At 74.3% G+C, this 13,605-nt stretch carries 8 protein-coding genes and 2 pseudogenes; 5 read left to right on the top strand and 5 right to left on the bottom strand.

What is annotated here, in order from left to right; genetic code table 11:
* Window positions 1-202 precede the first annotated feature (202 nt).
* Complete coding sequence (locus VSR01_RS25370; RefSeq protein WP_326451431.1) at window positions 203-1,366, top strand: GGDEF domain-containing protein; 1,164 nt, start codon at window positions 203-205, stop codon at window positions 1,364-1,366.
* Between the two features lie 372 nt (window positions 1,367-1,738).
* Window positions 1,739-3,295 (top strand): histidine ammonia-lyase, encoded by a 1,557-nt coding sequence (gene hutH / locus VSR01_RS25375; RefSeq protein WP_326451432.1) that lies wholly within the window; start codon window positions 1,739-1,741, stop codon window positions 3,293-3,295.
* 15 nt (window positions 3,296-3,310) lie between these two features.
* On the opposite strand, the gene VSR01_RS25380 is transcribed toward hutH, so the two are convergent.
* The gene (locus VSR01_RS25380; protein ID WP_326451433.1) at window positions 3,311-3,586 is read right to left on the bottom strand and encodes a hypothetical protein; all 276 of its coding nucleotides are present in this window, start codon (window positions 3,584-3,586) and stop codon (window positions 3,311-3,313) included.
* A gap of 125 nt (window positions 3,587-3,711) precedes the next feature.
* On the opposite strand from VSR01_RS25380, the gene VSR01_RS25385 reads away from it, so the two are divergent.
* The gene (locus VSR01_RS25385) at window positions 3,712-4,065 is read left to right on the top strand and encodes a hypothetical protein (protein ID WP_326451434.1); all 354 of its coding nucleotides are present in this window, start codon (window positions 3,712-3,714) and stop codon (window positions 4,063-4,065) included.
* Window positions 4,066-4,211: 146 nt separating this feature from the next.
* Window positions 4,212-5,597 (top strand): L,D-transpeptidase, encoded by a 1,386-nt coding sequence (locus VSR01_RS25390; protein WP_326451435.1) that lies wholly within the window; start codon window positions 4,212-4,214, stop codon window positions 5,595-5,597.
* 81 nt (window positions 5,598-5,678) lie between these two features.
* Here the strand turns inward: VSR01_RS25390 and VSR01_RS25395 are convergent.
* Together VSR01_RS25395 and xylB are read right to left on the bottom strand one after the other, a co-directional pair.
* Window positions 5,679-6,863 (bottom strand): annotated as a pseudogene (locus VSR01_RS25395) (ROK family protein); the annotation flags it as partial.
* Between the two features lie 258 nt (window positions 6,864-7,121).
* Window positions 7,122-8,605, bottom strand: a pseudogene (xylB, locus tag VSR01_RS25400) (xylulokinase).
* A 159-nt stretch (window positions 8,606-8,764) separates the two neighbouring features.
* On the opposite strand from xylB, the gene xylA reads away from it, so the two are divergent.
* Window positions 8,765-9,946 (top strand): xylose isomerase, encoded by a 1,182-nt coding sequence (gene xylA / locus VSR01_RS25405; protein WP_326451436.1) that lies wholly within the window; start codon window positions 8,765-8,767, stop codon window positions 9,944-9,946.
* Between the two features lie 185 nt (window positions 9,947-10,131).
* On the opposite strand, the gene VSR01_RS25410 is transcribed toward xylA, so the two are convergent.
* Together VSR01_RS25410 and VSR01_RS25415 are read right to left on the bottom strand one after the other, a co-directional pair.
* On the bottom strand, window positions 10,132-11,829 hold the full coding sequence (locus VSR01_RS25410) for a hypothetical protein (protein ID WP_326451437.1): 1,698 nt from the start codon (window positions 11,827-11,829) through the stop codon (window positions 10,132-10,134).
* Window positions 11,819-13,465: a hypothetical protein gene (locus VSR01_RS25415; protein ID WP_326451438.1), complete on the bottom strand. Its 1,647-nt coding sequence runs from the start codon at window positions 13,463-13,465 to the stop codon at window positions 11,819-11,821. The genes VSR01_RS25410 and VSR01_RS25415 overlap by 11 nt, the downstream gene beginning before the upstream one ends.
* Window positions 13,466-13,605 lie beyond the last annotated feature (140 nt).

Raw genomic sequence — 13,605 nt, forward strand, 5'->3', positions numbered from 1 at the left:
TAGGCGCCCGGTCCCGCGGCCCGACCCGGGTCGTTTCCGTACCTCCCGCCCCGTGCCGGGCGCCGTGCGTGCGCGCGTACTCCGGATGCTTACTCCGACCGCCTCGCGCGGGGCGGTCGCCCGGGTGGGGTTGCGGCTCCGTTCGGCCCAGCGGGGGTGCGGTTCGGGATCGAAACCTGCGATACGTCCCTAGCCTGGACGGATGGTTGACGATTCAGCCGATCTACGGCTGCGCGCGGTCATCGAGCTGGCCCAGGCGCTGGCCACCGCGCAGAACCCGCAGGACGCGGTGCGGGCCGGCGCCCGCCGCGCCCGGCTGGCGATGGGCGCGTCCTTCGCCGCGATCTCCGCGTGGGAGCGCGAGACCGGCCGGCTGCGGGTCCTGGTCAACGACGGCGACCTCGCGCCGGGCGAGGAGCCGGAACCCGACGACGAGTCGTACTCGGTGCACGACTTCCCGGAGATCGCCGAGTTCCTGCACGGCACCTGGGCGGCGGGCGGCGAGCCGCACGCGTGGGTGGAGACCGCGCAGGGCACCGGCTCCTCGCCCGGCGGCAGCAGTTGGGGGCGCGCGGCGGCGCTGCGGCGGCGCGGCCGGGGCAGCTGCGTGGTCGCGCCGGTGGTGCTGCACGGCGGCGCATGGGGCGAGCTGTACGTGGCGCGGCGGATCGGCGAGCCCGCCTTCGGCCGCCCCGACGCGGACTTCGCGACCGTGCTGGCCGCGCTGATCGCCTCCGGCGTGGCGCAGACCGAACGGCTCGCGCAGGTGCAGCGGCTGGCGTTCACCGATCCGCTGACCGGGCTCGGCAACCGGCGCGCGGTCGACGTCAGGCTCGACGAGGCGCTGGAGCGGCACCGCGTGGACGGCACGGCGGTCAGCCTGGTGGTCTGCGACCTCAACGGCCTGAAGAAGGTCAACGACCGACACGGGCACGCGGTGGGGGACCGGCTGCTGGAACGATTCGGCTCACTGCTGTCGCTGTGCGGGGCGATGCTGCCGGGGAGTCTCGCGGCGCGGCTGGGCGGCGACGAGTTCTGCATCGTCGCGGTGGGGGCGGAGGTGGACGCGGTGGTGCGGGCGGCGGACGAGTTGTGCCGGCGGGCGGCGGAGCTGGACGTGGGGGAGGGGGTGGCGTGCGGGGTCGCGTCGACGGCGGATCAGGTGGGGCCGGTGCGGACGGCTCGCCGGCTGTTCCGGCTCGCCGACGCGGCGCAGTACCGCGCGAAGGCGCTGCGCGCGGCGCATCCGGTGGTGGCGGGCCGGGAGGGGCCCGGCGATCCCGTCGTCGCGCTCGCCGACGCGCCGCCGCCGCGGCCGGCGGCTGAGCGCCGCACGATTCGAGGTCGTCCCGACCCCGGTCTCTGAGCCGCGCCCGGCCGCGTCGGCACCGGGCGCCGGCCCCTTCTGCCGACGCCGAGCGTCAAGCTCCCCCGTACCCCTGGCCTGCTGACGCCGAGCGTCGAGTCCCCCGCGCCCTTGGCTTGCTGACGCCGGGCGTCAAGTCCCCAGGGGCGCGGGGAACGGCGCGAGCAACCACCACCGGCCGGTGGTCCGGATACGACAGCAACAGCCCCTTCGGGCCGGTGACGACCTGCGGGCCGCAGATGGGTTGCTCGCGCCGTTCCCCGCGCCCCTGATGTCAACGCCCAGCGTCGAGTCGGCGCATAGGGGCAGCGCCCAGCGCGAGGCTGAAGGGTGAGGTGACACGGGGGGATTCAGTGCTTAGGGTGCCTGAATATGGATATGCAGACCGTCGTCGCCGTAGGCACGAACGATGTCACCGCGGAGGACGTCCTCGCGGTGTCCCGCGGTGACGCGCACGTGGAGCTGACCCAGGCCGCGCTCGACGCCGTCGCCCGCTCACGCGAGGTGATCGAGGCGCTCGCGGCCAAGCCCGAGCCGGTGTACGGCGTCTCCACCGGCTTCGGCGCCCTCGCCGTCCGCCACATCAGCCCCGAACTGCGCGCCCAGCTCCAACGCAGCCTGGTCCGCTCGCATGCCGCCGGCATGGGCCCGGCCGTGGAGCGTGAGGTGGTCCGCGCGCTGATGTTCCTGCGGCTGAAGACCCTCGCCTCGGGCCGCACCGGCGTGCGCCCGGTCGTCGCGCGGACGATGGCCGCGCTGCTCAACGCCGGCATCACGCCCGTCGTCCACGAGTACGGCTCGCTCGGCTGCTCCGGCGACCTCGCGCCGCTCGCGCACTGCGCCCAGGTGCTGATGGGCGAGGGCGAGGCGCAGGGCCCCGACGGCACGGTCCGCCCGGCCGCCGAGCTGCTCGCCGAGCACGGCATCGAGCCGGTCGAACTGCGCGAGAAGGAGGGCCTGGCGCTGATCAACGGCACCGACGGCATGCTCGGCATGCTGGTCATGGCCTGCGCCGACCTGGCCCGGCTGTTCACCGCCGCCGACATCACCGCCGCCCTCACGCTGGAGGCGCTGCTCGGCACCGACCGGGTGCTCGCCCCCGAACTGCACGCGATCCGCCCGCACCCCGGCCAGGCGGCCAGCGCCGACAACATGCTGCGGGTGCTCGCGGGGTCCGGACTGACCGGCCACCACCAGGACGACGCGCCGCGGGTCCAGGACGCGTACTCGATCCGCTGCGCGCCGCAGGTCGCGGGCGCCGGCCGGGACACCCTCGCGCACGCCCGCCTGGTGGCCGACCGCGAGCTGGCCGCGGCCGTCGACAACCCCGTGGTCACCGAGTCCGGCGGCGTGGAGTCCAACGGCAACTTCCACGGCGCGCCCGTCGGCTACGTCCTGGACTTCCTCGCCATCGCCGCCGCCGACCTCGCCTCGATCGCCGAGCGCCGCACCGACCGGCTGCTGGACACGAACCGCTCGCACGGCCTGCCGCCGTTCCTCGCCGACGACCCGGGCGTCGACTCCGGCCTGATGATCGCTCAGTACACCCAGGCCGCCCTGGTCAGCGAGCTGAAGCGGCTCGCGGTCCCGGCGTCGGTGGACTCGATCCCGTCCTCGGCGATGCAGGAGGACCACGTCTCGATGGGCTGGTCAGCCGCCCGCAAGCTGCGCACCGCGGTCGACAACCTGGGCCGGGTGCTGGCCGTCGAGATGTTCGCGGCCACCCGCGCGCTGGAGATCCGCACCACCGGTACGCGGCTGAGGCCGGCGCTGGCCACCGCGGCGATCCTGAAGGCGGTGCGCGAGGCGGGCGTGCCGGGCCCGGGGCGCGACCGGTTCCTCGCCCCGGACCTGGAGGCTGCGTACGCCTTCGTCCGCGACGGCTCGCTGGCCCGCGCGGCCGAGTCGGTCACCGGCCCGCTGGCCTGACCCCGTCCGCCGCCGTCAGAGCGCGGCGGCGGCCTCACGGCGGGCGCGGCGGCCCGCGGTGACGACCAGGCCGGCGCCCGCGACCAGGAAGGCCGCGCCGCCGACGATGTACGGCTTGGTGTCGATGGCGCCGGTGTCGGCGAGGCCGCCGAGCTGGGCGGAGGGGTCCGCCGTGGTGGCGCGGGCGCTCTGCGCGGTCTCGGCCTTGGCCGGGCCGTCGTCGGCGGGGGACGCGGACGCGGACGGCACGAAGTACAGCGCGGCCAGCACGGAGGCGGCTGCGGCTGCCACGTAAGGGCGGGGCGAGGTCAAGGGATCATCCCCAAGGGTTGCGACGACGTGACCGTGGGGCCCGATCGTAGTGACTGGGCGCGGCTCGTGGGAAGCTGCCGCCCCGCGGGCTTACTCTCCGTGGCATGAGCACTACGGAGATTCCGCGCGGTGACAGCGGCCCGCGGTACGTCAGGCTGCAGGCGGACCTCGTGCTGGAGGTGACGGCGGCGGGGGAGCTGCGCGACGCGGCGCTGGCGCTGATCGACGCCGACACCTTCATGCCGCGCGAGGAGCGCGAGCACGCCCGCCGGGCGGTCGGCGCGGACGAGTCCGAGGCGCTGGCCTACCTCGTGGACCCGGCCGCGCTGGTCACCGGACTGCCCGGCCTGGAGCTGGTGCAGGCGTCCTGGTCCTGCGCGCACACCGAGTACGACCCGCTGACGTGGGCCGACGACGCCGACGACGCCGACGACGCGGACCACGACGCCGACCACTGAGCGGCCGGGCCGGGCCCCGGCGCCCGGACGTACCCGACGTGGGAAAGGCCACAATTTCGCCCGAATCGTACACATCGGCACGTCAGGCTGTTTCCATGCAGGGAGCGGCATTCGCCGTGGTCTGTTCCCTGCCCTTGGAGAGAAGCGTGACGCCCACCGCCGGAAACGCCCCCGAGAAGCGCCCCGCCCGCCGGTTCACGCCCGGCCGCCGCCGCACCGCCGCGGCCGTCGCGGTCCTGGCCGCGGGGGCCGTCGCGCTGACCGCCTGCGGCGGCCACGGCGACGGCGGCTCCTCCAAGGCCGCAGCGGCCGTCACCTCCTCTCCCACGCCCTCCTCGACGTCGCCCTCGGCTTCCTCGTCGCCGGCCACCGACTCCGGCGGCGCGCACACCGACACCCAGGCGCGCGAGGACGCGAAGGCCGCCAAGCAGGCGTCGGCCGCGAAGATCACCATCACGCCCAAGGCCGGCAGCACCCGCGCGGCCACCCACGGCGCGGTGAAGGTCTCGGTCAGCGGCGGCACCCTGACCTCGGTGACCATGACCTCCAAGGCCACCGGGCACAAGGTCCGCGGCGCGCTGTCCGCCGACCGCACCACCTGGAAGCCCGCGGTCAACCTCGCCCGCGGCACCCAGTACACGATCGCCGCGCTCGCCAAGGACGCCGGCGGCCGCGTCGCCGCCGCGCACACCACCTTCGCCACCTCCTCGGCGACCAGCACGTTCGTCGGCTACTTCACCCCCGAGGACGGCTCCACCGTGGGCGTCGGCATGCCGGTGTCGATCAACTTCGACAAGGCGATATCCCACGCCGACCGCGCCAAGGTGCAGCGGTCGATCGACGTGCGGTCGAGCAGCGGCCAGCAGGTCGTCGGCCACTGGTTCAGCTCCACCCGGCTCGACCTGCGCCCGCAGACCTACTGGCCGGCCGGCTCGCACGTCTCGCTGACCCTGTCGCTCAGGGGCGTCGAGGGCGCGCCGGGCGTCTACGGCGTGCAGAGCAAGACCGTCGGCTTCGACGTCGGCCGCTCGCAGGTGTCCACCGTGGACACCAGGACGCACATGATGACCGTGGTCCGCGACGGCCAGGTGATCAGGACCGTCCCGATCTCCGCCGGCTCCGCCGAGCACGAGACGTACAACGGCCAGATGGTCATCTCCGAGAAGGACCAGACCACGCGCATGAACGGCGCGACGGTCGGCCTGACCGACAGCGACGGCAAGGGCGAGTACGACATCCCCGACGTCCCGCACGCGATGCGGCTGAGCAGCTCCGGCACGTTCATCCACGGCAACTACTGGGGCGACAAGTCCGTCTTCGGCACCGCCAACACCAGCCACGGCTGCATCGGCCTCAGCGACGTCAAGGGCGGCAAGGACGCCACCACGGACGCGGCCTGGTTCTACGACAACTCGCTGGTCGGCGACGTGGTCGTGGCGAAGAACCCGGCGGACCGCACCATTCAGCCGGACAACGGGCTCAACGGGTGGAACCTGACGTGGTCGCAGTGGCTGGCGGGCTCGGCGCTCTGACCCCAGGAACGCCCCCGTCGTCCCCCGGGGTCCGGGGGCGTCCCCCGCGCGGGCCCCGGCCCACGGCCCGGCCATCCACTCGGCCGGGTCGTCCAGGACGGTGCGCACCGCGCTGTAGGCGGCGCCGCGCAGCACCCCGTCGCTGCCCAGCCGCGAGGTGACCACATCCTCCGGACGCCACTGGCGGTCGGTGACGCGGTCGGCCAGCTCGCGGCGCACCCCCGGCAGCAGCCACGGCGCCAGGTCCGCCAGCGGCCCGCCGACCACCACGGCCTGCGGGTCCAGCAGGTTCACCGCGCCGCTCAGCGCGATGCCGAGCGCCGCGCCGGCCTCCTCCAGCGCCCGCAGCGCGTCGGGGGCGCCCGCGGCGGCGGCGGTGCGCAGCGCGGGCACCCGGCCGTCGCCGATCCCGGCCGCCCGCAGCAGCGCCTGTTCGCCGGCGAACGTCTCCAGGCAGCCGTGCGCGCCGCACGAGCACCGCGGCCCGTCCGGCCGCACCGGCACGTGGCCCAGCTCGCCGGCGAAGCCGCGGGCGCCGCGGAACAGCCGGCCCTCCACCACCACGGCGGCGCCGATGCCGATCTCGGCGGACACGTGCACGAAGTCGGCGAGGCGGTCGTGGCCGCCGAGCCACAGCTCGGCGAGCGCGCCCAGGTTGGCCTCGTTGTCCACGGTCACGGGGCCGGGGCCGAGCGCGTCGGCGACCTGGACGTTCTCCCAGCCCAGGTTGGGGGCGCGCAGCACCGTGCCGCGGTCGCGGCCGACCAGTCCCGGCACGGCGACCGTCACGGCCACCGGGTGCAGGTCCTCGGCGCGGGCCCGGTCGGCGACGCGCGCGGTCAGCTCGGCCAGCTCGGCGAGCACTCGCGCGGCCGGGCGGCCCCGGTTGGCCGCGGGCACCTGGGCGCGGTGGCGCATCCGGCCGCGCAGGTCGCTCACGCAGGCGGCGAGGTGGTCCACGCCGATCTCCGCGCCGATGCCCGCGGGGCCGGTGTCGGACAGGGCGAGCACGGTGCCGGGGCGGCCGACGGTGCCGGGGCGCCGGGCGCCGCGCTCCTCGACGAGTCCGGCGGCCAGGAGGTCGTCGACGAGGGTCGAGACGGTGGCGCGGGTCACGCCGATCTCCGCGGCGACCGCGGCGCGGGTCATGTCGTCGGCCGAGGCGAGCGTACGGAGCACCTCCGCGAGGTTCCGCCTCCTCAACCCGGCCTGCGGGCCGGCCCCTCTGCCCTTCCCCACGTCAGGCTCCCTCCATCGCTCAAGTATCCGTTCGCCGACTCGGCGCCGAGCGCCGGCCCCGGTCGGCTCGGCGCCGGGCGTTGCCCAGGGGCGCGGGGAACTGCTCCCCCAGACTCCGTCCGGGAGGTACCCCCAGCAACCACCCACCGGCCGGTGGTCCGGATCGGACCGATCTGCCCCTTCGGGGCGGTGACGACCTGCGGGCCGCAGAAGCCTGGGCGCGCAGTTCCCCGCGCCCCTGACGGCTCAGCGCCCGGCGTCGGGCCGGCGCAGCCGGGGTGCGGCTCAACGCCCGGCGCCGAGGCCGGCCAGGGGGAGGGCGTCGGCCAGCCGGGCCAGCGCGGCGTCGTCGCGGGGGAGCGGCGGGTGCACGGGGCCGCGGGAGGTGGCCCAGCGCTCCGCGATCGCCGCCGGCTCCTCCCCGGTCAGCAGCGTCGCCGCCTGCACCGCCGCGCCGAGCGCGACCAGCTCCTGCGCCTCGGGCACCTGGACCGCTCGCCCCGACAGCCGCCGCACCGTCTGCAGCCACGCCGTCCCCCGCGCGCCGCCGCCGATCAGCAGCAGCGGCTCCGACGAGCCGGCCCCGTACCGCCCGAAGCCCCCGTACCGCGCGAAGCCCCCGTACCGCCCGCCTCGCCGTCCACCGCCAGCACCTGGTCCAGCGCGGCCAGCAGCGCGTACACCGCGCCGTCGTACGCGCCCTGGAGCACCTGGCCCGCGGTCGTCTCGTGGCGCAGGCCGCTGAGCAGGCCGGAGGCGTAGGGGAGGTTGGGGGTGCGCTCGCCGTCGAGGAAGGGGAGGAAGGCGACCGAGCCGCCGGGGTCGACGTCCTCCCGGTCGCGCCCGAGCAGCGAGGCCACCTTGTCCACGGCCAGCGTGCAGTTGAGCGTGCAGGCCAGCGGCAGCCAGCCGCCGTCCGCGGAGGCGAACCCGGCGACGATGCCCGAGTCGTCGGTGGGCCGGCGCCGCGAGACGGAGTAGACCGTGCCGGACGTGCCGAGGCTGAGCACCGCGCGGCCGGGGGTCAGCCCGAGGCCGAGCGCCGCAGCCGCGTTGTCGCCGGTGCCCGCGCCGACCGCCGCGCCGGCCTTCACCGGCAGCCCCTCGCGCACCGTCCCGGCCCGCTCGCCCGCGCCCAGCACCCGCGGCAGCAGGGCGGGGTCCAGGCCGACCGAGCCGAGCAGCTCCTCGTCGTAGGACTCGCCGTCGGTGGCCCACCAGCCGGTGCCGGACGCGTCGCCGCGGTCGGTGACCGCCGCGCCCGACAGCCGCTCGGTGAGGAAGTCGTGCGGCAGCCGCACCGCCGCCGCGGCCTTCGCCGCGTCCGGCTCGTGCTCGCGCAGCCACGCCCACTTCGCGATCGTGAAGCTCGCGCCCGGCACCGAGCCGAACCGCTCGGCCCACCACGCAGCGCCGTACCGCTCGACCAGCGCGGCGGCCTGCGGCGCGGACCGCACGTCGTTCCACAGCAGCGCGGGCCGCAGCGGCGCGCCCTGGGCGTCCAGCACCACCAGTCCGTGCTGCTGGCCGCCCACCGCTATCGCCTCGGCCCGGCCCGCGTAGCCGCCGAGCTGGTCGAGCGCGGACAGCAGCGCCCGCCACCAGACCTCGGGGTCGGTCTCGCGGGCCGACCCCGCGCTGACGGTGTGCTGCGCCTGGCCGCGGGCCAGCACCGCGCCGGTCGCCGCGTCCACCGCCAGCACCTTCGTGGACTGCGTCGAGCTGTCCACGCCGAGCACCACCGGCCCGTGCGAACCCTGCTGCGCCATGTGATCCCGATCCCTTCACCGACGTCGTCGTGCTTCCGCGTTGCCCCGCGTATCCCGCCCATGGTGGGCCCGGCGCGCCCTTTTCGGGAGCACCCACTTCACATCATGGGCTTCGCATACTAATTTGTTCAACAGTCTGACGAATAGGAGCCGACCGCGATGACCTCACCCTCACCCCTCACCCCGGCACCCGAGCACAAGTTCACCTTCGGCCTGTGGACGGTCGGGTGGCAGGGCCGGGACCCCTTCGGCGACGCGACCCGCCCGGCGCTCGACCCGGTCGAGTCCGTCACCCGCCTCGCCGAGCTGGGCGCCTACGGCGTCACCTTCCACGACGACGACCTGATCCCGTTCGGCGCGACCGACGCCGAGCGCGAGGGCCACATCAAGCGCTTCCGGCAGGCGCTGGACGCCACCGGCATGACCGTGCCGATGGCCACCACCAACCTCTTCACCCACCCGGTCTTCAAGGACGGCGCCTTCACCGCCAACGACCGCGACGTGCGCCGCTTCGCGCTGCGCAAGACCATCCGCAACATCGACCTGGCGGTGGAGCTGGGCGCGAAGACCTACGTGGCCTGGGGCGGCCGCGAGGGCGCGGAGTCCGGCGCGGCCAAGGACGTGCGGGTGGCGCTGGACCGGATGAAGGAGGCGTTCGACCTGCTCGGCCAGTACGTCACCGAGCAGGGCTACGACCTGCGGTTCGCCGTCGAGCCCAAGCCGAACGAGCCGCGCGGCGACATCCTGCTGCCGACCGTCGGCCACGCGCTGGCGTTCATCAACTCCCTGGAGCGGCCCGACATCGTCGGCGTCAACCCCGAGGTCGGCCACGAGCAGATGGCCGGGCTGAACGTCCCGCACGGCATCGCGCAGGCGCTGTGGCACGGCAAGCTCTTCCACATCGACCTCAACGGCCAGTCCGGCATCAAGTACGACCAGGACCTGCGCTTCGGCGCCGGCGACCTGCGCGCCGCGTTCTGGCTGGTCGACCTGCTGGAGACGGCCGGCTACGACGGCCCGCGGCACTTCGACTTCAAGCCGCCGCGGACCGAGGACATCTCCGGCGTGTGGGCGTCGGCGGCCGGCTGCATGCGCAACTACCTGCTGCTCAAGGAGCGCGCCGCGGCCTTCCGCGCCGACCCCGAGGTCCAGGAGGCGCTGCGCGCCTCGCGCCTGGACGAGCTGGCCCGGCCCACCCTCGGCGACGGCGAGACGCTCGCGGACCTGCTCGCCGACCGCGCGGCCTTCGAGGACTTCGACCCGCAGGCGGCGGCCGAGCGCGGCATGGCCTTCGAGCGCCTCGACCAGCTCGCGATGGACCACCTCCTGCGCGCCCGCTGAGTCGCGGCCCCCGGAAACGGACCGGCTTCCGACCGGCTCCCGACCGGCTCCCGACCGGCTCCCGACCGGCTCCCGGCCGGCTCCCGGCCGGCTTCCGGCCGGCTCCCGGCCGCGACCCGGCCCCGGAAAAACGGACCGGCCCCCGGCGCCTGCTGGCGCCGGGGGCCGGTCTCGTGCCCGACGTGTCAGACGACGTCGACGAAGACCGCCGCCGCGTCGCTCTCGAAGTGCGTGGCGTCACCGAAGTACTGGATCAGCCAGCGGCCGTCCTGCACCGCCTTGGACGTGAACTTCGCGTGGCCGGTCGCGTCGGTGCGGCCGTAGGCGAGGTACGTCCACCTGGTGCTGCCCTTGGGCTGGAAGTACAGCTCCACATGCTGCCCGGCGAAGGGCTTCCACACGCCGCCGACGTCCTGCTTGAGGTTGCCGGTCAACGTCAGCGTGGAGCCCTTCTTCACCCGCGCGCTGTTGGCGTACATCTGGAAGATCCGCGTGTTGGTGCGGGTCAGGTGCACCACCGGCCCGTTGCTCGCGACCAACTGGTCGGAGACGGCGTGCCGCACCTGGTAGTAGCCGTCCAGGTAGCCGAACGTGGTGATCTTGAACGAGCCGTCGATCGAGGTCAGGTTGGTGCCGGCCAGGCCCTTCCAGCCGGTCTTCCCGTCCTTGGAGTACCACAGGCCGACGTTCTGGCCGTAGGTCGAGTCGCCGCGGTGGTAGGTGCGCAGCAGCTTGCCCGAGACGGTGACCCGGTCGTCCACCGACAGCGACGAGGAGACGCCGGTGAGCACCGACTCGTCCGGAACCGCCACCGTGCCGCTCGCCTCGCCGCGGCGGAACGGCTGGTCCACGTCCACGGCCCACGTGCCGTTGGACTCCGGATCGCCGGGCAGCGCCAGCGTGAAGTGCCCGGTGGCGTCGGTGACCGCGTGGACCTGGAACCCGCCGCCCTGCTGGAAGGAGGCGACGACCGGCACGCCGGCCAGCTCGGTCACGCTGCCGGTGGTGGTGTGCACGTCCCCGCTGAGGGTGAGGGACTGACCCGGCAGCACCCGCTTCAGGTTCGCGGTGGCGGTGACCGCCACCGTGGCGTCCTGGTACTGCGGCTGGGCCGAGGGGGTCGAGGCCTGGCCGTGGGCCTGGTCGGAGTCCTCGGTGTAGTTCGCGGTGAAGTGCTCCTCGTCGGACAGCGCGAACGTGGTGCTGAACCGCCCGTCCGCGCCGGTCACCGCGGTCTTCGTCGCCTGGCCGTAGCCCATGACGACGCTCACCGTGCGGTCGGCCAGCGGAACCAGGACGCCGCTGCCGGGCCGCCTGCCCATGAGCGCGCCGCCGACGGTCTCCGAGGTGTGGTCGGCGTCGACCACCGCGGGGTCCAGGGTCACCGCGCCGGTCGGCTGGGTCACCGGAGCGCCCGGCGTTCCGTCCGGCTTGGTGAAGACCGGGATCATGGTGAAATCGAGGGCGCCGGGCTCGGTCCTGGTGACCGTCTCGCCCTTGCTGTCGGTCGCGGTCAGCTCGACGTCGTAGCGGCCGAGCCGCGGCAGCTCGCCGCCGTCGTCGACCAGCTTCAGCGGGCTGCCGGGCCCCCAGCCGTAGCCGTTGTCGAGCAGGGACCGCACGGCGACGGGTGCTCCGGCGTCGAGGACGGTCGCGGTCACCGAGGTGACCGTGGTGTCCGCCTGGTCGGTCCACACCGCGACCCCGAAGGACCCGTGGTCCTGTCCGTCGGCGGTCACGTAGCCGATGCCGATCGGGTCCAGGGGCGCCGAGGCGCGGGCGGGGGCGGCGGTCAGCACAATGCCGCAGACCGCGGCGGCCACCACGGAGGCGGCCAGGGCGCGGCGGCCACGCGGTCTGCCGCGGAGGAGGTCAGCGCGCATCGACGTACACGTCCCTGGACTCGGAGTAGTAGTGCGAGGAGTTGGGCTCGATGTACGTGCCCCAGGTGCCGTCCCCGAACGCCTGGGTGTTCAGCGCGTAGTGCCCGTAGGCGTTGGTGTAGCCCTTGACCACCCAGTACCACTGGGTGTCGCCGCGCGGCTTGAACACCAGCACCACGTGCACGCCGGCGTACGGCTTCCAGCCGGCGGTGGTCAGCTGGTAGACGTTGCCCGAGGCGGTCAGCTTGGCGTTGAGCTTCGGCTTGGTGTTCGACATCGCGATGGAGATGCCGGTCCGGTAGCGGTAGACGTGCTTGGCCACCGTCGCGGCCGGCTGCATGACGTCGGTCTCCGGGTGCCGCACCCGGTAGTACGCGTTGTAGTACGCCGGCTTGCTGATCTTGTACGAGCAGGTGCCGTTGTACGAGCCGCCGGACGCGGTGAACCACTGCATGTTCGTCCAGCCGGTCTTGCCGTTGGCCGAGTACTCCAGCGACAGCGGCTCGTAGTCGCAGGCGCCCTTGAGCTGGCCGGACAGCGTCACCGTCCCGTACTGGTCGATCGAGCCGGCCGGGGTGGTGAAGCTGCCGGGCGTCGGCACCGCGACGTGCTCGTAGCCGGTCGAGGACGGCGTCACGTACGGCGAGGTGCTCAGCAGCGTGTACGTGTCGCTGGTCCGGGCGGGCTTGACCGTGTACGAGAAGGCGCCGGTGGCGGTGGTGACGCCGTGGCCGATGATCCCGGTCAGGTCGGAGTAAGCGCCGTTGTAGCCCGTGGCGGTGTTGACGGTCACGCCCGCCCAGGGCTTCCAGTAGCCGTCGACGTAGCGCTGGAGGCTGCCGGACTCGGTGTACGTCGAGCCCGCGTAGACCCGGGTGTGGTTCTCGGCGGCGCTGACCCGGTAGCGGGTCGGGACCACGGCGGGCACTTCGCCCGACCAGGAGGCGGGGCGGGCGATCGTGTCGGCGGTGCCGACGACCGCGGCCCGGAACTCCTGGATGCCCTGCGGCAGGGACAGCGGCGCCTGGAAGGAGCCGTCGTCGGCGACCGCGGCGGTAGTCCGGTAGCTGCGCGTGCCTCCGACACCGGTGTAGTCGATCTCGACGGAGGTGCCCGCGGGAGCCGGGCCGGTCGTGCCGGTCGCCGGGTCGAACTCCGCGGTCGTGCCGCTGAGCACGGCCGACTGGTGGTCGTAGTCGAGCATGGCGCGGTCGAAGGAGAGCCCGGTGACCCCGGCGCGCCGCCGGTAGTCCAGGTCGCTCGCACTCAGGTGGTCGGCGCCGGACCAGTGCTGGACCGTGCCGTTGTACAGGCGGAAGTCGACGTCCACCGGATAGTCGCCGTACGCGGTTCCGGCGGGCAGCGAGACGGCGTGCGACGTCTTCCAGTTCCAGGTGCCCCTGCCGCCGGCCAGGTCGTCGGTGGTGGTCAGTACGGGCGCGTCGGCGGCGGCCGAGGACCGCACGCTGATCTGCACCCACTCGACCAGGCTGGTGTTGAACGAGACGTCCAGCGTGCCGTCGTCGCCGGTGCTGACGCCGGTGACGGTCGAGTCGTCCGCGTACGCGGACGGGGCGCCGGCCAGTGCCGGCACCGCGAGTCCCGCGGCGAGCAGGAATGCGGCCGCCGCCCTCACGGAGGCAGGCCGAACTGCGCGCGAATGGCGCATGAATGAACCCCCCACAGGTCTTCACAGAGCGCTCACAGAAGAGCGCGAGAAGCGGCACTTTATACGAGCCCTCGGACAGCCGCCGGGGCGGGGGCGGCGCCTCCCGG

The organism is Actinacidiphila sp. DG2A-62, assembly GCF_035825295.1.
In the GTDB taxonomy this organism is placed as follows: domain Bacteria; phylum Actinomycetota; class Actinomycetes; order Streptomycetales; family Streptomycetaceae; genus Actinacidiphila.

Coding starts and splice junctions, on each gene's coding strand:
- xylA (WP_326451436.1), top strand. CDS start 8,765: ATGACCTCACCCTCACCCCTCACCCCGGCACCCGAGCACAAGTTCACC.
- VSR01_RS25410 (WP_326451437.1), bottom strand. CDS start 11,829: ATGCGCGCTGACCTCCTCCGCGGCAGACCGCGTGGCCGCCGCGCCCTG.
- hutH (WP_326451432.1), top strand. CDS start 1,739: ATGGATATGCAGACCGTCGTCGCCGTAGGCACGAACGATGTCACCGCG.
- VSR01_RS25385 (WP_326451434.1), top strand. CDS start 3,712: ATGAGCACTACGGAGATTCCGCGCGGTGACAGCGGCCCGCGGTACGTC.
- VSR01_RS25370 (WP_326451431.1), top strand. CDS start 203: ATGGTTGACGATTCAGCCGATCTACGGCTGCGCGCGGTCATCGAGCTG.